Below are 21,044 nucleotides of genomic sequence, written 5' to 3' on the forward strand. Positions count from 1 at the left end.
ATGAATAGCCTTTGTTTGATCAGCGCTTGAGACGATCGGCAGTATGCTCAACCAACGTATCGAGGCGCTCGATGACATCTTCGCTGCGAATCAGGGACATCGCATCAGGATGACGCACACGTGTCCCCCAGGTGATGTCATCGAGCGATTTATGCAAATACGTGCGTACAGCATCAGGGTAGCGGTTAGCGACATAGTCCTGCCAACAGTACGGTGCAGCACGCTCAGGATTGGTGGTGGCAAAAAGCCCGACCACAGGCGTTCCCAGCGCATTGGCCATATGGACCGGCCCGGAATCCGGAGCAATCACGACACGCGCGCGCTCGATCAGGGCCAAAAGTCCCTTGAGAGAAGTCTTGCCCATGACATCGATCGGTTTGGCCTCGACACATTGCGCCATGATCTGGGCAGACATCTCGCGCTCCTGCATACTGCTGCCGCCAGTCAAAATAGTAGTCAGGCCGTGCTGCGCCCAGGCATGCTCGATCACCGCCGCATACCCTTGCGCCGACCAGTTGCGGAAATTACGCAACCGTGGGTTGGCGCACGGGCTGATGACGAGTGTCTGACGCCCCGCCATGAACGTCTCGGCCTCCTGATAGGCCGTGTCGGGAATCGCCAGATTCCACTCCAATGCGGTATCGGTCACGCCAAGTGCGCGAGCAAAATCCATGAACGACTCAAGCACATGCGCTTGGGGGTGCGGCGCCAAACGATGATTGGTAAACCAGGTCTGCCAATCCTTGGCGCGCGCTCGGTCGTAGCCGATACGCACCCCAGCGCTAAGCCCCAGCGAGAGGATGCTGGCACGAAGCGACTGCTGCATGTGGAGTAGCACATCAAAGCGCGTGTCACTGAGGTCACGCCACAACTGGCGCATGCCCTTGAAGCCTGTGGCCTTGTCATACACCACGAACTCGACCCCGGACAATCCGGTCAGTAAACTGTGTTCCCCTTTACCAACGATCCAGGTAATACGGGTCTTGGGCCATTGACGCTGCAAGGCTCGTACCGTGGGTACCAAGTTGCAGACATCGCCTAGAGCGGATAACCGCAGCACACAGATATGCGTGGGGCTAGCGGGCAGAGGATGCTTCATGCGGATGGTTATGTCCCGAAAAGCGAATGTGCACATTCTATATGATGCGCATAGTTTATGTGATGCCGATGGCCCCCCACAAATTTGCGCCGAATGGTTCACTGCTGCTTACTGGCGAGAACTCCATGCCATCGTCGGTGAGGCGCCGGGGCGCGGTGCCAGTATCTTTATCGATGCCACGGCAAGCGGATCTGCTTCACCCAACCAACAGTGGACGCTAAGGCCCTATCGCCGCGGCGGGCTGATAGAGCATCTGAGCGAAGACCGCTACCTGTGGACTGGCGCTGATCAAAGCCGTGCCTTTCGTGAATTCAGGCTGACTGCTCGTCTTCACGATCAGGGCCTGCCCGTACCGCAGCCGGTCGGTGCCTGTGTATGGCGCCAAGGCATCTTTTACCAAGCCGCTCTGATGACGGTACGTATCCCCGGTGCCCGTGCGCTGGCCGACCTGCTCGCCAACGGCAGCGCCAGTGATGAGCTTCTTGCCGATGTAGGCAGGCTCATCCATCGTTTCCACGCCGCCGGGCTTGATCATGTCGATCTCAATGCCCGCAATATCCTCGTCGATGCCCAGAGTGAACCGTGGCTGATCGACTTCGATCGTTGTCGTCTGCGTGCGCAAGGTCAGTGGCGCCAGCGCAACCTCGACCGTTTAAAACGCTCTATCGACAAGTTTGCCCCGCAACGGGCGAATGACTATAGCAAATATCTCCTTCAAGGATACGCAGCCAGCTAACGCCAACCATGAAACTATCGAACGATACCCGACGCTTCCGGCTTCGTGCCGCCGCCTTCTTTGCACTGATCAACCTCGTGCTCGTATGGGCCATTGCCCTACGCTACGTGCCCTACCTTGATGTTCCAGTCGACTTCTGGGGCTTAAGTTATCTGCTGACGACCTGGCCCGGCCATTTTGGTCTGCTTGTCGAGCTTGCTTGGCTGCCACTGGCGCTGATGGCGCTCGTACTGCCCAAGCGCGGCATGATTATTCCCGCTGCGCTGCTCGCCAGCGCTGGGCTATGGGCACTGGCACTTGATACCGTGGTCTACGGCCAGTACCGCTTCCATCTCAACGGTTTCATGCTGTCGCTGTTCCTCAATGACAAGAACGGCGAAATCTTCAGCTTCTCAGTAATGACCTGGATAGTCGGCATCGCTGTCATTATCGCGCTGGTGCTGTTTGAGCTATGGCTGGCATGGCGCATTTTTGCCCGTGCCAGAAGCGTGCGCCTGCCGGTATGGAAAATCTTCGCGGCACTGCTGGTGTTAATGGTCGCAAGCCACGCCATCCATGTCGTCGCCGATGCGCGTTACAAGCGCTCAGTCACACAGCAGGTAGGCATCTACCCCCTGCTGTTTCCTGCCACCGCCAAGGATTTCATGGAAAAACACGGCTGGCTCGATCCACGTGCAGCGCGTGAAAAGGGCCTCAAGCTCAACCAAGGTGGCAGCGCCAGCCTCGATTGGCCCAAGGCGCCGCTTCAGTGCATGCCCGGCGAGGATGCGCCCAATATCATCATTATCACACTGGACTCTTGGCGCTTCGATGAGTATGACCAGAAGACCGTGCCCAACATCTACGCAGCGATGAGCGACGGCACACGCTTCCTGGATCACATCAGCGGTGGCAATGCGACCCGCAATGGCGTCTTCAGCCTGTTCTATGGTCTGAGCGGCAACTACTGGGAAGCTATGGAGAACAGCCAGACGCCAAGCCTGTTTATTCGTACGCTTCAACAGCACAACTATCCACTCGGCCTGTTCGGTTCGGCGAGCTTCGATGGCGTCGGTTTTGATCGTACCGTATTCGCTTCAGTGCCTGATTTACGCCTGCGCACGCAGGAGGGTTCAACGCCCGCCGAACGCGACGCCAACATGACGCAGGATTGGCTCGATTGGCAGCAGGAACGGCGTCAACAGTCACCCGGGCAGCCCTATTTCGGCTTTTTGTTCTATGACGCGCCGCACGGTTACAGCGTGCCGCAGGATGCCGAGAAGCCGTGGCAGCCCTCCGCTAGCGAGATGAGCTACGTCAATCTCGGCCCAGATACCGACCCCACGCCAATCCAGAACCTGCATCGCAACGCGGCGCATTTTGATGACACGCTGATCAAGCGTGTCATTGACGATCTCAAGGCAGCCGGCGAATGGGACAACACGATTCTGGTCGTCACCTCCGACCATGGACAGGAATTCAACGACTCGCACCACAACTACTGGGGGCATAACAGTAATTTCACCAAATGGCAGACCCAAGTGCCGCTGGTAATCCGTGGCCCGGGCGTCGCGAAGGGCGAAAATCACGGCTTGACCAGCCATCTTGATGTCGTGCCCACTCTGATGACGCATGGCCTGGGATGCAGCAACCCGCCTGGCGACTACAGCATGGGCCAGGACCTGCTTTCAGGCGCACTCGATCACAACTGGGTGATCTCGAACAGCTACCTTGATTACGGCATCATCGAGGATGATCGCATTACCGTGGTTCAGGACAGCGGCGACTGGGACGTCTACGATCCGCAGATGGATGAATTGCCCGAGCAGAATTTCTCACCCGCGGTATTCGATGCGGTCAATGCCATGAAGCGCTTCTTTAAATAAGGAGGGCCCTATGTCCACCCAAGCAGCGCCTGACGCAGCAAAACCTGCCATCACCGGGGTGGTAATCACGCTCAATGAAGCTCATAACATCGAGGCCTGTCTGGCCTCGCTGTCGCGGGTCTGCAGCGAGCTGATCGTCGTCGATTCCGGTTCAACGGACGATACCCGCGAACGCGCCGAACGCGCCGGGGCGCGAGTGATCGAGCAGCCCTATCTCGGTGACGGACCGCAGAAAAATGTCGGTCCTGGCCAGGCCAGCCACCGCTGGGTATTGTCACTCGACGCCGATGAACGCCTTACTGACGAAGCGGTAAAGATTATTTCCGCGCTCGATCTCAATGCGGATAACCACGACGCCTATGCCCTGCGCCGCCGTAACTTTATCGGTTCGCGCTGGGTAAAGCGCTGCGGTTGGTATCCGGATTACTGCATCCGTCTTTTCGATCGTGAACGCACCGCGTTTTCCGACAGCCGCCAGCACGCCTCGGTACAGGCGAAGAATCCGAAGCGCCTTGATGCCGACCTTGAGCACTATTCCTTTGCCAACTTGGGCGAGCTATTCACCAAGGCGAGCGGGCGCTTTTCCAATCGCGCAGCCAAAATCATGTACCTCAAGGGCAAGCGTGCCAGTGCGCTGTCGCCGCTGACCCACGGTGCCAACGCCTTTGTGCGCAAGTATGTGTTCCAAGGGGGCTTCACCGCCGGTGTCGACGGCCTCTCAGTAGCACTGTCGGCGGCGGTCAACGCTTACCTCAAATACGCCAAGCTGCTCGAATTTCAGCGTGACGCCAAAGTGCGTGACGCCGAGAACTTCGACAAGGTCTGGTAAACGTCTGCTAACGGTGGGAACAATGAACACGCCCTTGCATATTCGCCACGTCAATCTGGCCCGTGGCTTTCGTGGTGGCGAACGGCAGACGGTCTTGCTCATTCAGGCGCTGGCGGCACTGGGTCTGAAGCAGAGCTTGGTATGTCGTCGCGACTCGTGGATTCCTGCCGAGCTTGAAAACGTGGCGGTCAGTATCATTCATGCCGATCATCAATTGGCCGGTCATTTCAACGGTGGCCGTGCCGACCTGGTGCATGCGCATGAAGCCAAGGCAGTGCACTGGGCTTATGTGCATCAACGTCTTCGCAGCACACCGTACCTCCTGACTCGGCGCGTCCCCCAACCGGTCAAGGACAAGTTTTTCAACCGACGTACCTACGCCAAGGCACGCTGTACAGTAGCCATTTCTTCAGTGATCGAAACTCACCTCTGCCAGCGCAACTGGGGTGAAACGGCACGTATCCCCAGCGCGTTGGCTCACCTTCCCGCCAATGCCGAGCAGGTTGATGCGCTCAAGGCCCGCTTCGCCCACCGTTTCGTCGTGGGTCATGTCGGTGCGCTGGTCGACCGCCACAAGGGGCAGCGATTACTGATAGACGCTGCACGTCAGCTTCATGACAGCCATCCTGAGCTACTGTTTCTCTTTCTTGGCGAAGGTGAGGACGAGGCGGCACTCAAGCGTGAAAGTGCCGACCTCGACAATGTCGTCTGGGAAGGGTTCAAAAAGAACGTGGGTGATTACTTGGAGGCAATGGACCTATTCGCCTTTCCATCGCGCAACGAAGGGCTTGGCTCAATTTTGCTCGATGTGATGGATCATGACGTCCCGATTGTCGCCGCTGCCGTCGATGGCATTCCGGATATCGTCATCGACGACGACAGTGGCGTATTGGTACCGGGCGAAGACAGCACGGCACTCGCTCAGGCCATCGCTGAGCTTGCGTCAGACGCCGCAAGGCGCGAACGCTTGGCTTCAGGGGCAAAGCGCCGTCTCGGTGCTTTCACGCCCGCGGCAATGGCCAGCGCCTATCTAACACTTTACCGTCGCTTATTGACGCGCTAATACGTCACGATTAGCGGGTGTACCCGCCACAATAGCCTGATGGAGCCGTTCAGGCATGATGTGCTTCAGGCAGTTATTGTGCCCCAGGGGACAGGTGCGTTCGAAACATGGCGAGCATGCCAGGTTCAACCAGTGAATTTCAGCATTATCGCTAAGCGGCGGCGTGTAGTGCGGCGAGGTGGAACCGTAGACGGCCTGAATGCGTGTGCCTACAGCAGCGGCGACATGCATCAGACCCGAATCATTGGTCACCACCTGCTGGCACAATCCAAGTACGTCGACCGCATCGGCAAGCGAGGTCTTGCCACACAGATTGAAGGCGTGAGGCAGCCCCAAGGCGATCTTTTCACCTGCTGCTTCATCCTTGGGCCCTCCCAGCACAGCAACAGCGTAGCCTGCATCGATCAGGGTCTCGGCCAGCAGCCGGAAATAGTCAAGCGGCCACTGCTTGGAAGGACCGAACTCCGCACCCGGCATCATACCGATCAGCGGCCTATCCGAGAGACCGTGCGCCGTAACCAGTTTTGCCTGGTTGTCAGGATCAACACGTAGCTTCGGCTGCGGAATACGTTGGGGCGGATAAGCCTCGCCCCGTGGCAGGCCGAGTGAGACAAAACGCTTGACGGTCTGATCAAGAATCTTCTTGTTGAGTTGGCGGCGCCTATTGAGAATCACAAAGCGCTGCTCACCGATAAATCCGGTCCGGCTCGGTACGCTGGCCATAAACGGCACCAGCGCCGATTTCCACGAACGCGGCAGAACGATAGCGCGATCATATTCACCGCGCAGTTGACGCCCCAGTCTCCAGCGTGCCTTGAAACCGGTCTTGCCATGTCCGACATCAAGCGTCAGTGCACGGCGCACTTCCGGCATGCGCGCGATGATGGGCAATGACCAGGCGGGGCCCACCACATCGATCATACATCCGGGCAAGCGCGCCTTGAGCGTCATGAACAGACTTTGCGCCATGACCATGTCACCTACCCAGGACGGGCCGACGATCAGAATACGTTCGCCGGTCACTGTACGTGCTTTAACGCCGCCTCGGGTAGCAGACGGGTCATTTGATCGCGTTACCATCGGCTCAGTTGGACTCACGATTAAGCCATTCGAGATAGGCCCAAACGCCTTCGGCGACCGTCTTGAGATCACCGTTATAGCCAGCCTCACGCAGGCGCGAGATATCGGCACGTGTGTAGCTCTGGTAACGCCCTTTCAAGTGATCAGGAAAATCGATGTAGTCGATCTGGCCCTTGCCGTAATACTCGATGGCCGTCTCGGCGATGGTCTTGAATGGCTCGGCACGGCCGGTGCCAAGATTGAAGATGCCGGACTTGTCCGGATGATCGAGGAACCACAGGTTGACATCGACGACATCACCCACGTAGATGAAGTCACGGCTCTGCATGCCCGCCTCATAACCGCCATAGGCACCGAACAGCTTAGGATTCTCGCCGTTTTGGACCTGCGTATGGTGATGGAAAGCGACGCTCGCCATGCTGCCCTTGTGCTGCTCGCGTGGCCCATAAACATTGAAGTAGCGAAAGCCCACCACCTGCGTCGTCAGCGTGTCCCAGCGCGCCCGCACGTACTGGTCGAACAGAAGCTTGGAATAGCCGTAAACGTTGAGCGGCTTCTCGAACTCACGCTCCTCCTTGAATACTTCACTGCCGCCATAGGTTGCTGCCGAAGAGGCATAAAGGAAGGCAATCTGATGAGCCTGGCAGTAATCGAGCAATATCTTCGAGTATTCGAAGTTGTTCTCGAGCATGTACTTGCCGTTCCACTCGGTAGTCGCCGAGCAGGCGCCCTCATGAAAGATCGCCTCGATCTTCGGCAGGCCGCTGTCAGCGCGCACGCGGCGCAGGAAGTCATCCTTGTCGAGATAGTCCTGGATCTGACAATCGGCCAGATTGATGAACTTCGTACCATCCGTCAGGTCATCAACAACGATGATATCTTCGCGACCGCGCTCATTTAGTGCCTTGACCAGATTGGCACCAATAAAGCCGGCTCCACCCGTCACTACTATCATCATCTTCTCCTGTCCGATCATGACGTGCCTGACCGGAATCGTCTTACTATCACTATTGCCGACACATACCACATATGGTCACGGTCCGGCCCTATAACCCGTTAACCGCTAATTGTATACTTGACGGTCTTCGAATTCATGAACTCATGGGCCAACGGGATCCCGTCATATGTCACAGCCCCAAATGTCATCGTCGCAACCCGACGTGAAAACCTTTCAGGGCCTGATCCTTGCCCTGCAACAGTACTGGGCCGAACAGGGCTGCGTAATCATGCAGCCGCTTGATATGGAAGTCGGCGCAGGCACTTTCCACCCAGCGACATTCCTTCGCTCAATCGGTCCCGAGAGCTGGAATGCTGCCTATGTTCAACCTTCACGTCGCCCTACCGATGGGCGCTATGGGGAGAACCCCAACCGGCTACAGCATTATTATCAGTTTCAGGTAGTGATGAAGCCCTCACCGCTTGAGCTGCAGAAGCTTTATCTTGGCTCGCTTGAACGCCTCGGTATCGATCCGTTAGTACACGATATCCGCTTCGTCGAGGATAACTGGGAATCGCCCACTCTCGGCGCCTGGGGCCTAGGTTGGGAAATCTGGCTCAACGGCATGGAAGTGACGCAGTTCACCTACTTCCAACAGGCAGGTGGTATCGAGTGCTATCCCGTCACCGGCGAGCTGACCTATGGCCTCGAACGTATCGCCATGTACCTTCAGAATGTCGATAGCGTTTATGACCTAATCTGGACCAAGGCACCGGACGGCACGGTCGTGACATATGGCGATGTCTATCTGCAAAATGAACGTGAGCAGTCAGCCTATAACTTTGAACACGCTGACGTAGCGACACTGTTCGCCAACTTTGATTATTACGAGCGTGAGTGCCAGAAGCTGCTCGGCTTTGAAACGCCACTGCCCTTACCTGCCTACGAAATGGTGCTTAAGGCCTCTCACACCTTCAACCTGCTCGACGCCCGCCACGCCATTTCGGTCACCGAGCGCCAGCGTTACATCCTGCGCGTGCGTACCCTGGCTCGCGATGTAGCCAATGCCTACTACGCTTCACGCCTGGCCGCTGGCTTTCCGCTGGCACCCCAAGCGCTGCGTGATGAAATACTCGCCCGCGAATCACAAACGCAAGAGGACAACGTTTGATGGCATCCGAACATACGTTTCTGGTAGAACTTGGCGTTGAGGAACTACCGCCGGATGCCCTGGCCCCGCTTGCCGAAGCATTTGCCCATGGTATAGAGCAGGGGTTGAGCGACGCGGACATCTCCTATCTCGCCATCCACGCTTATGCGACGCCAAGACGCCTGGCCGTGCAGATCGAGCGCCTTGCCGACCGCCAACCCGATCGCAACATTGAGCGCCTCGGCCCAGCGGTCAAAGCTGCCTACGACAACGAAGGAAACCCGACCAAGGCCGCCAGCGGCTTCGCCGGTTCAGTCGGGGTCGATGTCAATGAACTGATTCACATCGATACCGACAAGGGCGAGCGTATCGGTTATCGCTACACGCAGTCCGGAGAAGCGACGATAACTCTGTTGCCGGAAATTGTTTCTCGTGCCGTTGATGGCCTGCCAGTACCCAAGCGCATGCGCTGGGGGGCTTCACGGGTCGAATTTTCACGGCCCGTACACTGGCTGGTAATGCTCTACGGTGGGGATATCGTGCCCGCCAACGTACTCGGTCTCAGTGCTAACCGCATCACCTTTGGTCACCGTTTTCACCACCCCGAAGCGATCACACTCAATCACGCTGACGAATATCTTGTACGACTTGAAGAAGCCAAAGTACTTGCTGACGTCCCGCGCCGCCGTGAAGAGATTCTGCGTCAAGTGCAGGCTGAAGCCGCACGTATCGACGCGACCGCCGTTATCGATGACGATCTGCTCAGTGAAGTCACAGGATTAGTGGAATGGCCGGTCGCATTGACCGGGCGCTTTGATGAACGCTTTCTGGAAGTGCCGGCGGAATGCCTGATTTCGTCGATGAAGGCCAATCAGAAATATTTCCACCTTCTTGACAGTAATGGCAAGCTGCTGCCGTCGTTCATCACCATTGCCAACATCGAGAGTCGCGATGCCCAGCAAGTCATTGAAGGTAATGAGCGTGTTATTCGTCCGCGTTTAGCTGATGCAGCGTTCTTCTTCGAGACTGATCGCAAGCATTCGCTTGATGCGCGCCGTAGCGAACTCAAAAATGTCGTTTTCCAGCAGCAGTTGGGTACGCTGGCCGACAAGAGCCGTCGCGTCGAGGCGCTAGCGCGTCACATCGCCTCCCAGATTGAGGGCAACGAAGACGATGCCGGGCGTGCCGCTCAGCTCGCCAAATGCGATCTGGTCAGCGAAATGGTGCTTGAGTTCCCGGAGCTGCAGGGCATCATGGGCGCTTACTATGCGCGCTTCGATGGCGAACCCGAAGCAGTCGCCAAGGCCATCTATCAGCAGTATCTGCCGCGATTCGCCGGCGATGCTATACCCGATGAATCTGCAGGCCTCTCGCTGGCGTTGGCCGATCGCCTCGATACGCTGACCGGCATCTTCGGCATCGGTCAACGACCCACCGGTGCTAAAGACCCGTTTGCGCTACGGCGCGCCTCGATAGGCATTCTCAACATCCTGATCAAGGGAGAGCTGAACCTCGACCTGCGTGAATTGCTAACTTTAGCCGTTGCACAGCATCAGTCATTGCCAAGAAATGAAGGGCTGGTTGATGAGGTGCTTGACTATATGCTCGACCGCTTTCGCGCCTGGGCCCAGGACGAAGGCATCAGCATCGAAGTCTACCAGTCGGTACGTGCCCGCCCAGTTACACGTCCGTTCGACTTCGAACGCCGCTTGCGTGCCGTGCAGGCCTTTGCATTGCGCAGCGAAGCACAAGCCTTGGCAGCAGCCAATAAGCGTGTCGCCAACATTCTCACCAAGCAGGATGGACCTGTACCCAGTGAGGTCAGTCCTACCCTGCTGCAGGACAAGGCCGAGCAAGCACTCCATGAGCTGGTCGAAGCCCGCCGCGAATCTACAGCACCGTTGATCGCAGCCGGGCGGTATCAGGACGCTCTCGATGAGCTTGCATCGCTCAAGGAGCCGGTCGATGCCTTCTTCGATCAGGTAATGGTCATGGCTGAAGAAGAAGCCGTTCGAAATAATAGACTCGCCCTGCTGGCCAACCTGCAGGGGCTTTTCCTCGAAGTGGCGGATATTTCGCTGCTGCAGCAGTAACGCTGCTACCGCTGCGTTGGGGTCAAATAGAGCCGGGACTTTTAAAAGTCCCGGCTTTTTACATTTGTTTCACGTGAAACAAAACGCTTTTGCTCCGTTGTTATGGGGCACGTCTTCGTTGGCCTGCTAATATTTTTTTGATCAGCTACGCTTATAGTATTCAGTCATTTAACCTTCTCAAGGAGACGTTATGTCATCTTCTATGGTTGCGCTAGTCGCCGGTGCTAGCGGTATTATCGGCGACGCGGTGTGTAATGAACTCAAGCGACAGGGTGCGCGTGTACTGGGCCTCGCTCGCCAGCCAATAGACGGCATCGAGACCATCAGCGCCGATCTGACCGACCGCGAGGCCTCGGCTAAGATATTGGCAGAACAGGCGAGTGAAGTGACTCATGTATTTTACGCAGCCCTCAACCCTGACGAAGACCTTTCGATAGAGGCGAAGCGTAACGCCGAGATGCTGGGGCATTTGCTCGACGGATTGGAAAATGCCAAGGCACCACTTGAGCGTGTAGTTATTTACCAAGGATTCAAGATTTATGGCATCCATCTTGGTGCCAAAGTGCCAACCCCGGCGCGTGAAGACGACCCCAGCCACATGCCGCCTAATTTGTATCAGGCTCAGGAAGCGATGCTTTCGTCACGTGCAGAGAAGGCCTCATGGGATTATGTTGCCCTGCGTCCCGATGTGGTTGTTGGCGATATCTATGGCAATCCGATGAACATCGCCCTTGTTGTCGGTGTATTCGCTGAGCTGTCGCGTGCTCTGAACGTCCCTCTGCGCTATCCCGGTAGTGAAACGGCCTATCGCGTCTTGATGCAATTTACCGATGCCAACCTGTTAGGACGCGCCAGTTACTGGGCGGCAACCAAGGAAGGCATAGGCGGTGAAGCGTTCAATATTACCAATGGTGACGTATTCCGCTGGGAGCGGTTATGGCAGGATGTGGCCGACCATCTTGACTTACCCACTGGTGCCCCCGTACCGCTTGATCTGGCCAAGCATATGGCCGACAAGAATGATATCTGGCGGGAACTGGCTGAACAGCACAATCTGGTCGAAGCGGATCTTTCCAAGGTCGTTGGCTGGGACTTCGGCAACTTTATCTTCAACACCGAAACCGACGTCATTTCAGATGTAAACAAGATCCATCGTTACGGCTTCACCGAAACTTGTGATGCTCGTGAAACGCTGCTTTCTGCTATCGACCGATTGAAAGAAAAACGTATTATTCCCTAAGCAAGCAAAAGTGTTTCACGTGAAACATACGTGGAGCGCTGCTTTTTTATATAGGATTTTTCTTCGATACGCATACTGGGTTTGTCATGTTCAAACCGTCTGTACAGGCCAAACGATGAGATATTGCAAGAGGGTGAATATGAACTTAAGTAGATTGCGGGCATGACCAAGCTTGTCGTGCTTGACCGAGATGGCGTCATTAACGAGGACTCCCCTGATTTCATTCGCTCCGTCGATCAATGGACGCCTATTACCGGTGCAATAGAAGCCATTACACGTCTTAGCAACGCAGGCTGGACCGTGGCTGTTGCAACCAATCAGTCCGGTCTAGCTCGGGGCTATTTCGATGAAAGCGCTCTTGCTGCCATGCATGACAAGATGATTACGCTGGTCAATGATGCAGGAGGGAGAATTGCACATATCGCCTACTGTCCACATGGCCCCGATGAACGATGCCAGTGCCGAAAGCCGCTTCCTGGCTTGCTTTATCAGATACGCGATGCCTTGGGCATAGAGACACTTGCGGGCGCATGGATGGTAGGCGATAGCTTACGTGACCTGCAGGCTGGCCAGGCTGCTGGCTGCAGGGTGGCACTTGTACGTACAGGTAAGGGCCGCATTACGGAAGGCGGTCTCGATCAGCTTAACGACACGGCCAGCATTCTTGTGGCCGATTCGCTGGCTAACTTCGTCGATAAATTGCTGAACATGGATAGCGCCCAGCGATGTTTCACGTGAAACAAACAGCGTAGACCCGTTTTGCGCTGAACCAGGCTACCTATTTGTGACCACTGCTAAAAGGAATTTTCATGCCACGCCATATCGTCTTTGATATAAATGAAACACTGCTTGATGTCGCTGCACTCGATCCTTTTTTTATAAAGCTCTTCGATGATTCTCGTACACGTACTGAGTGGTTTCTCACTCTGGAGGAAAACTGGCTTACGGCCACCATTCTTGAGCGCTATAAACCTTTTGGCGAGCTAGCCCAGGCAGCGCTTGTCATGGTCGGCCAGCGGCGTGGCATAGAGATTGCCGAGGAGGTTCAACAGGAACTGGCAGAACGACTCAAGCAGCTTCCTGCTCACGAGGATGTACACGAAGCGCTTAAAATACTCCGTGAAAGTAGCCTGCCTCTCGTGGCATTGACCAATGGCACGCTATCGGCTGTTCAGCAGCAGTTGCAATCGGCGGGCTTACACGATTACTTCGTAGCGATCATGTCGGTCGATGAAGTTCAACGTTACAAGCCTGCTCCGGAACCCTATCAGATGGTGGCAAAGCGTATGAACATTGCTACTAGCGATATGCTCATGGTAGCGGCCCATGCCTGGGACATTGCCGGCGCAGCCAGCGCCGGTTGCAGAACCGCTTTTGTGACCCGTCCCGGCAAGGTACTCAATCCAGCAGGTATCCTGCCCAATCTGAAGGGAGAAGATTTAGTCAATGTTGCTCGACAGATCGTAGCTCAGGAAGCTGGCTAGACTTATTGTTAACGTTTTCACTATCCTCATTCTAGCAAGACCATTAATCTGCCAACCATCGCCGCTTGCCCATATAGTAAGCGGCTTTTGCTACTCCCTACTTCCTCTCGAAAGCCATCATCGGGTGCGTTCGGGCGCTGTTCTGGTCACAAGGCTAGCTACAACTTCGAACAGTCCGAGAATGACATGTGGCCAGAAGACACGATCAGCAAAGCCAAAGAGCCACGGCGAGATAATGAAGAAAAGACCGCTAAGAGCATCCAGGCCGAGGTGAGCCGGCATCGGGATGAGACGAAAAAGCCCTAATTCATAGCGAGTAAGAAGACTGTAGAGTATTGCGCTAGCACCAAGCAGCATGGGTATCCACTGCGCTGCGGTACCATCAGCGAAACCGAACAAATAGGGAACAAAAATAAGAAAAACACCTACTACGTAATCGATTATTCCATGTACACGTGTGGGTAGAAAGCGCATAGCTACTGCCTCGCAATGCAGATCGATAGTAACACCATAAAAAAATAAGATATGTCAGCGCTGTGATCCAACCTTTTATGACCAATTGTGACTCTATAAAAAAGGCATGTGCCTGAGTGTGGCATCATGCCTTTTGCTGCTACTTGGCTACTATGGATATAAAGGCTTTACTCGCAACGTTCTTATAAAAGCCCTGACTCTTTCTCTGGCGTGAACTCCGCCCACATCGGTGGATAAGCGCGCATATTAGCTGGCACCTCGAAATCACTCGCAGCACCATGCATATCTGCTACCAGCCGATAAAAGCCGCTGCGGTCACTATAGTCATACACCATTGAGGAAGGATACTTGTGACGCTTATGCAGTGCTTGCGCGCAATAGAGATCAGCGGCACATGTCACCGCAACAAATGTCATTGCCAGTTCTACATTATGCTTTTGCGGATTTTCGTCACGCAGGCCTGGCGTCAAGGCGGCAATATCTAGTGCATCCCCACCGACCCGACTCCAGATCGCTGGTGTCGGGTTATCGGAAAGTGCGCCTATGCCACTTATGATCTGACGCATGCCACAAGCGCGGACTAACGTTTCCTTTCCTTCCATACCAAGTGCATGAGTCAGTGTCCGTGGCGCAAACAGCTCAAACAGCCCCATGCCTACACTGAACCAGCCAATACCCCGCGCCAGTTTATCCGACGTTCCAAGTGACTGGCTCATGGACGAAGATGTCTTTCCCGAATAGCTCATTATCTTCACCTTTGATTAACCATTGGTCTCAGGGCTTAAGCACTACCTTGACGCAGCCATCCTGCTTTTCCCGGAACGTTTTATACATTTCAGGCCCTTGATCGAGCCCAACGGTGTGCGTGATGACGAAGGACGGATCGATCTGCCCCTCTTGGATGCGATTCATCAAGTCATCGGTCCAGCGTTTCACGTGTGTCTGGCCTGTGCGTACCGTCAAGCCCTTGTTCATCAAGGCGCCCATCGGGATCTTGTCAACCAGCCCGCCATAAACGCCGGGAATCGACAATACTCCTGCCGGCCGACATACATAAATCATCTCACGCAACACGTGAGCACGATCACTTTCCAACATCACCGCTTGTTTGACCCGATCATAGACAGAATCAAGCGAACGCGTGGCGTGTGCCTCGAGACCAACAGCGTCGATACATTTCTCCGGCCCTTTGCCATGTGTAAGCTCCTGCAGGCGTTCAAGCACGCTCTCACTATCGAAATTAATAGTGATTGCTCCTCCCGCCTCCGCCATTGAGAGACGCTCGGGCACATTGTCGATACAAATGACTTGGCGGGCACCTAGCAGGACAGCGCTGCGGATACAGAACTGACCTACCGGGCCGGCACCCCAGATGGCTACGGTATCGGTCGGCTGGATATCGCACTGTGCGGCTGCCTGCCAGCCCGTAGGAAAGATATCGCCCAGAAACAGCACCTGCTCATCGGTGAGCCCTTCCGGCACCTTGACATGAGTCTTGTCAGCAAAAGGTACACGCACATACTCGGCCTGGCCTCCCGCATAGCCACCCGTCAGATGCGAGTAGCCGAACAAGCCGGCACCGGCATGACCGAACATCTTGTCAGCTAACGACTTGTTGCGGTTGGAGCGTTCACAGACCGAAAAATTACCACGACGGCATTGTTCACATTCACCGCACGTGATGGTGAATGGCACAACGATTCGATCACCTACTTTAAGCTCTTTATTTTCGGCCCCCACCTCCATGACCTCGCCCATGAATTCATGACCAACAACGTCACCTTTTTCCATGGTAGGAATGAAATGATCATAAAGATGCATATCGGAACCGCAAATCGCACAGCTGCTTACCTTGATGATGGCATCACGCCCATGTTCAATTTCAGGATCCGGAACGGTATCGTAGCGAATGTCATTCTTGCCGTGCCAACAAAGAGCCTTCATGGTCTACCTCTCTACCATCGAGTTTGATCGGCCGGCCCTTTGCCGACCCCGTTCAATAACTGTTGCGTCCCGTACATGTTCTTCTCGATCCTTTCTGCGTGTGCCTGAGAAGGACCTTCTCAAATACTAGACCATGACGTAGTTCTCTTCCGGCATAACCAGAGACTTCGTTTATTCGACTTTCTGTCCTACACGGTGGGCAACAGTCGATATCCGCCCGCGATAGCAAATGAGAAAATAAAAGCATGAAAAAAGCGACCTTTCGGTCGCTTTATATGATTCAGGCTCGTCTGTCGTTAGTTAGGCATGGATGTTTCACGTGAAACATTAAACATTAAACATCCAGATTGGCAACCAACGCATTCTGCTCAATGAAATAACGACGAGGTTCAACCTCATCGCCCATCAAAGTATTGAACATCATGTCAGCCGCAACGGCATCTTCGATCGAGACGCGCAACATGCGGCGAGCATCGGGATCCATTGTAGTTTCCCAGAGCTGATCAGGATTCATCTCGCCCAGCCCCTTATAGCGCTGGATACTGAACCCGCGGCTCGCTTCGCCCATCAGCCATACCAGCACCTCATGAAACGAGTCTACATCCTTCTTGCGCTCACCGCGCGAAACGTAGGCTCCCTCTTCCAGCAAGCCAGTCAGTTGCTCGCCAAGCGCTACCATCGCCGCATAATCTGCAGAACGGAAGAACCCCATGCCCAAGCTGTAGTCAGTCGAGACCCCATGAGCAGTCAGCGTCACGCTCGGCAGATAAAGGTTGCGCTCTTCATCCTCACCAAGGTGGAAGGTGTAACGCGGGCCACCTTCATAGGCCAACAATGCATCCATCTCGATCTGCAGTGACGCAATCCATTGCTCCATCGCACCACGGTCGGCAAGTGTCGTTTCACTGATCGGTGCCGCATGAATGATCTTTTTGAGCACTTCCGCCGGATAGACACGCGCCAAACGGTCGAGACGCTTCATCACGTTACGATAATGGCTGACCAATGCTTCGAGTTGCTCACCGCCGATTCCCGGCGCATCACGGTTAACATGCAACTTGGCGTTATCAAGCGCCGTAGCAGTGAGATGATCTTCAAGCGCCTGCTCATCTTTCAGATACATCTCCTGCTTGCCACGTTTGATCTTGTACAGCGGCGGCTGCGCGATAAAGATGTGACCGCGCTCAATCAGCTCCGGCATCTGACGGAAGAAGAAGGTCAGAAGCAATGTCCGGATGTGCGAGCCATCAACGTCAGCGTCTGTCATGATAATGACTGAGTGATAGCGTAGCTTGTCGGGATTAAATTCTTCACGACCGATACCGCAGCCCAAGGCGGTGATTAGAGTCCCCACTTCAGCAGAAGACAGCATTTTGTCGAAGCGTGCCTTCTCAACGTTAAGAATTTTACCCTTGAGCGGCAAAATCGCTTGAGTGCGGCGATCACGTCCCTGTTTGGCACTACCACCCGCCGAGTCACCCTCGACCAGATAAAGTTCGGAGCGTGAAGGATCCTTCTCTTGGCAATCGGCCAACTTGCCCGGCAAGCCAGCGATATCGAGCGCGCCCTTGCGACGCGTCATCTCACGCGCCTTGCGCGCAGCTTCTCGTGCACGCGCCGCGTCGAGCATTTTATTGACGATAGCCTTGGCGTCATTAGGATTTTCAAGCAAGTATTCGCCGAAGCTACGTCCCATTTCTTGCTCAACCGCCGTCTTGACCTCGGATGAGACCAATTTTTCCTTGGTCTGCGAGGAGAATTTAGGATCGGGCACCTTGACCGAGACAATTGCTGTCAGTCCTTCGCGCGCATCATCACCTGATGTGGCCACCTTGGACTTCTTCTGCAACTCCTCGGCTTCGATATAGCTATTGAGGCTGCGCGTCAGTGCGGCTCGGAAGCCTGCCAGGTGCGCCCCGCCATCGCGCTGTGGAATGTTATTGGTATAGCAGTAAATGTTTTCGGTATAGGTATCATTCCACTGCATTGCCACTTCGACAGAAATTCCATCTTCGCGATCAACGTTGAAATGAAACACTGGGTTGAGCGTCGTACGATTGGTATTGAGGTGATCGACAAACGCTTTAAGCCCACCTTCGTAGTGAAAAACCTCTTCCTTGCCTGAACGCTCATCCGTTAAGCGAATAGCCACGCCCGAATTTAAAAACGACAGCTCGCGCAAACGCTTGGCAAGAATATCGTAATGGAATTCAATATTGGCGAAGGTGTCTGATGAAGGCGTAAAGGTTACTTGAGTGCCTGACTTTTCCGTCTCCCCGACCACTTTAAGAGGCGCCTGAGGCACGCCATGGCGATAAATCTGCTCATGGACTTGGTTCTTGCGCCAGATTGTCAGTTTTAACTCTTCAGAAAGAGCATTGACGACCGAGACACCAACACCATGCAAGCCGCCCGACACTTTATAGGAGTTTTCATCGAACTTACCCCCAGCATGAAGTACCGTCATGATAACTTCTGCTGCCGACACGCCCTCTTCATGAAGATCGGTAGGTATACCGCGCCCGTTATCGGAGACGGTTACAGATTCGTCGGGATGAATGACGACTCTGATTTCGCTGCAGTGCCCCGCAAGCGCCTCATCGATAGAGTTATCGACAATTTCAAACACCATGTGGTGCAAACCGGTCCCATCATCGGTGTCACCGATATACATGCCAGGACGCTTACGTACAGCATCCAATCCCTTGAGTACCTTGATACTTGAAGAGTCGTAAGCGTGTTCGCTCATTGCCTGCTCCGTCTGTCGTGCCGTGTGCGCTTATCCAGCGCTCAGCTGGCCGTGTTTCACATGAAACCTTTCCACCTGAGTCTCAGCCTGCCAGTCATGGTTCAGTGCACGCTGGTTTATTCCGGTCAGGAAGGTCTGGCAATTCAGTTGTTCGAGTAAGTGACAAAATCCACGGCAGTGCTTGTCATCGAGCTCTGCGGCAAGATCGTCGATTAAATAAAGGCAAGTACGATTTGATGTCTGCTCCAGCAAAAGCCCCTGCGCCAGTTTCAAAGCGCTAACGACCAGCTTCTGTTGCCCGCGTGATAACACCTCAACGGCAGGGTGCTTTCCAACGCGGAGCCTGAGATCGGCTCGCTGAGGCCCTTGCTGGGTGAATCCCATCTGGCGATCGGTGTTGGCGCTAGCCGCAAGGATATCGCTAATTTCTCGATTGCGATCCCAGCCGCGATAATAGCGGAGCGACAAATCGGGGATGCCCAATAATTCTGTCAACGTTGTCTCAAAAATGGGTACGAATTGCGTCATGTAGTCGCTTCGCATCGCATCAATCCGGTCTGCCCAGCGTGCTAATTCAGCGTTCCATGGCTTTAGCGTTGAAGGGTCTATTCTATCATGTCTTAGTAATGCATTCCGATGTTTCAACGCCCGCCTTGCTCGCTGCCAGACATCGAAAAAGTCATGTTTCACGTGAAACACTCCCCAATCGAGAAACTCCCGGCGTGCCGCAGGTGAGCCCTCTACCAGCCGAAACGTATCAGAGTTAATGAGCTGTAGCGGTAGCGCTTCTGCAAGCTGCGCAATACGTTCCACACGATCACCCGCCATTCGCATGCTGATCGAGTCACTATCGCGACGCCGCTCGACGCCTATCGGTATAGGAGGATCACCTTCAAGCCGGCCGAACAATGTCATTGCTTGTTTATCATGACCAATGGCATTTTTGAGATGCCGTGTCCGAAATGAGCGTGCCAGACCGAGAATATGTAATCCTTCGAGCAGACTGGTCTTGCCACTACCGTTATCGCCAAAGATAAGATTGATATGACGGCTGGGGCGAAGGCTGACTTCACCTAAATTGCGGAGACCTTGAAAATTAATTCGATCGAGAGGCATCAATTATTGGCGACGGTAGGAGGCGGGTGCTTGATACACCCGCGACAGGAAAAGGCCGGAATCAAAGCCGCATCGGCATAACGACATACATGGCATCACCGCCACCCGGCTCTTCCAGCAGCGCGCTACTATTGGCATCGGACAGCGTCATCTGTACCTGTTCAACATTCAGTACGTTTAACACATCCACTAAATAACCAACGTTAAAGCCAATCTCTAGCCCACCACCCGAATAATCGATCGCAACATTTTCTTCAGCTTCTTCTTGCTCGGGATTATTAGCCAGGACACGCAGGTTGCCTTCTTCAAGATTCAGGCGAACTCCGCGGTATTTTTCGTTTGAAAGAATCGCTGTACGTGACAGCACCTGACGAAGCTCGCTTCGCTCGGCGGTAAAATGCTTATCTCCACCTTTAGGCACGACCCGCTCGTAATCGGGAAACTTGCCGTCGATCAGCTTCGAGGTGAAGGTAAATGCGCCCGTACGCGCACGTAAATGATTCGAGCCCAGAATCAGCGTTACGGGCTCATCACTATCATCAAGCAAACGCACTAATTCCAGCACACCCTTACGTGGCAAGATCAGCTTGTGAGGATTATCGAGTGCAATATCAGCACTGCGTGAACATACCGCCAAGCGGTGACCATCGGTGGCCACGGTGCGCACCAGATGGTTACGCATTTCAATTAACATACCGTTCAGGTAATAACGGACGTCCTGCTGTGCCATGGCGAAGCTGGTGGCATCAATGAGATGCTTGAGCGTCCCGCGAGGTAACGTCAGTTCCGTCTCGCCCTGCCCTTCATCGATATTAGGAAACTCAGCAGCAGGCAACGTCGACAACGTGAATCGTGATCGCCCCGCACGTAGAATCGCTCGTCCATCCTCGACTATAAACGTGATTTCCGACTGATCTGGCAACGACTTGCAAATATCCATTAACTTACGGGCCGGAACGGTTGCCGCGCCGGGCTGATCGACATTGGCGAGTTCCACTCGGCCGACTAGCTCCACTTCCAGATCAGTACCGGTTAATGACAACTGCTGGCCGTTGGCCTCGATCAGCACATTGGAAAGTACCGGCAAGGTCTGACGCCGCTCGACGACACCAGCTACCAGCGTCAGAGGACGCAGCAGGGCTTCACGCGAGATGGAAAATTTCATAGGGCTCCACTCTTGTCCTA

General features: G+C 54.7%; 18 protein-coding genes. 9 read left to right on the forward strand and 9 right to left on the reverse strand.

Annotated features, from left to right (window positions below):
• Positions 1-19 precede the first annotated feature (19 nt).
• Positions 20-1,099: a glycosyltransferase family 9 protein gene (locus C3Z11_RS04715; protein ID WP_106476755.1), complete on the reverse strand. Its 1,080-nt coding sequence runs from the start codon at positions 1,097-1,099 to the stop codon at positions 20-22.
• A gap of 28 nt (positions 1,100-1,127) precedes the next feature.
• Here C3Z11_RS04715 and C3Z11_RS04720 point away from each other — a divergent pair, with 28 nt between their 5' ends.
• The 4 genes from C3Z11_RS04720 to C3Z11_RS04735 are packed head-to-tail and all read left to right on the forward strand — an operon-like array spanning position 1,128 to position 5,592.
• Entirely contained in the window at positions 1,128-1,835 is a 708-nt protein-coding gene (locus tag C3Z11_RS04720; protein WP_394810194.1) for a 3-deoxy-D-manno-octulosonic acid kinase, read from the forward strand.
• Between the two features lie 8 nt (positions 1,836-1,843).
• Positions 1,844-3,700 (forward strand): DUF3413 domain-containing protein, encoded by a 1,857-nt coding sequence (locus tag C3Z11_RS04725; RefSeq protein WP_106476758.1) that lies wholly within the window; start codon positions 1,844-1,846, stop codon positions 3,698-3,700.
• 10 nt (positions 3,701-3,710) lie between these two features.
• The gene (locus tag C3Z11_RS04730; protein ID WP_106476760.1) at positions 3,711-4,529 is read left to right on the forward strand and encodes a glycosyltransferase family 2 protein; all 819 of its coding nucleotides are present in this window, start codon (positions 3,711-3,713) and stop codon (positions 4,527-4,529) included.
• Between the two features lie 22 nt (positions 4,530-4,551).
• Complete coding sequence (locus C3Z11_RS04735; protein ID WP_106476761.1) at positions 4,552-5,592, forward strand: glycosyltransferase family 4 protein; 1,041 nt, start codon at positions 4,552-4,554, stop codon at positions 5,590-5,592.
• On the opposite strand, the gene waaF is transcribed toward C3Z11_RS04735, so the two are convergent.
• Both waaF and rfaD read right to left on the reverse strand, forming a co-directional pair.
• Entirely contained in the window at positions 5,578-6,672 is a 1,095-nt protein-coding gene (gene waaF, locus C3Z11_RS04740) for a lipopolysaccharide heptosyltransferase II (protein ID WP_106476763.1), read from the reverse strand. The two genes, C3Z11_RS04735 and waaF, sit on opposite strands and share 15 nt — an antisense overlap.
• Before the next feature lie 4 nt (positions 6,673-6,676).
• On the reverse strand, positions 6,677-7,627 hold the full coding sequence (gene rfaD, locus C3Z11_RS04745; protein WP_106476765.1) for an ADP-glyceromanno-heptose 6-epimerase: 951 nt from the start codon (positions 7,625-7,627) through the stop codon (positions 6,677-6,679).
• A 184-nt stretch (positions 7,628-7,811) separates the two neighbouring features.
• Here rfaD and glyQ point away from each other — a divergent pair, with 184 nt between their 5' ends.
• The 5 genes from glyQ to C3Z11_RS04770 all read left to right on the forward strand — a co-directional run bounded on the left by glyQ (position 7,812) and on the right by C3Z11_RS04770 (position 13,576).
• Entirely contained in the window at positions 7,812-8,780 is a 969-nt protein-coding gene (gene glyQ / locus C3Z11_RS04750) for a glycine--tRNA ligase subunit alpha (protein WP_106476959.1), read from the forward strand.
• Positions 8,780-10,852, forward strand: coding sequence for a glycine--tRNA ligase subunit beta (glyS, locus tag C3Z11_RS04755; RefSeq protein ID WP_106476767.1), 2,073 nt, complete (start codon positions 8,780-8,782; stop codon positions 10,850-10,852). The genes glyQ and glyS overlap by 1 nt, the downstream gene beginning before the upstream one ends.
• 190 nt (positions 10,853-11,042) lie before the next feature.
• Positions 11,043-12,092: an SDR family oxidoreductase gene (locus tag C3Z11_RS04760; RefSeq protein ID WP_106476769.1), complete on the forward strand. Its 1,050-nt coding sequence runs from the start codon at positions 11,043-11,045 to the stop codon at positions 12,090-12,092.
• A gap of 162 nt (positions 12,093-12,254) precedes the next feature.
• Positions 12,255-12,830: a D-glycero-beta-D-manno-heptose 1,7-bisphosphate 7-phosphatase gene (gmhB, locus tag C3Z11_RS04765; RefSeq protein ID WP_106476770.1), complete on the forward strand. Its 576-nt coding sequence runs from the start codon at positions 12,255-12,257 to the stop codon at positions 12,828-12,830.
• Positions 12,831-12,901: 71 nt separating this feature from the next.
• Positions 12,902-13,576, forward strand: coding sequence for a haloacid dehalogenase type II (locus C3Z11_RS04770; protein WP_106476771.1), 675 nt, complete (start codon positions 12,902-12,904; stop codon positions 13,574-13,576).
• A gap of 117 nt (positions 13,577-13,693) precedes the next feature.
• On the opposite strand, the gene C3Z11_RS04775 is transcribed toward C3Z11_RS04770, so the two are convergent.
• From C3Z11_RS04775 to dnaN, 6 genes are all read right to left on the reverse strand, one after another.
• The gene (locus tag C3Z11_RS04775; RefSeq protein ID WP_106476772.1) at positions 13,694-14,050 is read right to left on the reverse strand and encodes an SPW repeat protein; all 357 of its coding nucleotides are present in this window, start codon (positions 14,048-14,050) and stop codon (positions 13,694-13,696) included.
• A 182-nt stretch (positions 14,051-14,232) separates the two neighbouring features.
• On the reverse strand, positions 14,233-14,766 hold the full coding sequence (locus C3Z11_RS04780; RefSeq protein ID WP_262927236.1) for a hypothetical protein: 534 nt from the start codon (positions 14,764-14,766) through the stop codon (positions 14,233-14,235).
• 58 nt (positions 14,767-14,824) lie between these two features.
• Positions 14,825-15,994: a zinc-dependent alcohol dehydrogenase gene (locus tag C3Z11_RS04785; RefSeq protein WP_106476774.1), complete on the reverse strand. Its 1,170-nt coding sequence runs from the start codon at positions 15,992-15,994 to the stop codon at positions 14,825-14,827.
• Positions 15,995-16,328: 334 nt separating this feature from the next.
• Complete coding sequence (gyrB, locus tag C3Z11_RS04790; protein WP_106476775.1) at positions 16,329-18,743, reverse strand: DNA topoisomerase (ATP-hydrolyzing) subunit B; 2,415 nt, start codon at positions 18,741-18,743, stop codon at positions 16,329-16,331.
• Between the two features lie 30 nt (positions 18,744-18,773).
• On the reverse strand, positions 18,774-19,859 hold the full coding sequence (recF, locus tag C3Z11_RS04795) for a DNA replication/repair protein RecF (RefSeq protein ID WP_106476776.1): 1,086 nt from the start codon (positions 19,857-19,859) through the stop codon (positions 18,774-18,776).
• Between the two features lie 61 nt (positions 19,860-19,920).
• A complete protein-coding gene (gene dnaN / locus C3Z11_RS04800) occupies positions 19,921-21,024 on the reverse strand; it encodes a DNA polymerase III subunit beta (RefSeq protein WP_106476777.1) in 1,104 nt (367 codons plus the stop codon).
• Positions 21,025-21,044 lie beyond the last annotated feature (20 nt).

The organism is Phytohalomonas tamaricis, assembly GCF_003012345.1.
Taxonomy (GTDB): domain Bacteria; phylum Pseudomonadota; class Gammaproteobacteria; order Pseudomonadales; family Halomonadaceae; genus Phytohalomonas; species Phytohalomonas tamaricis.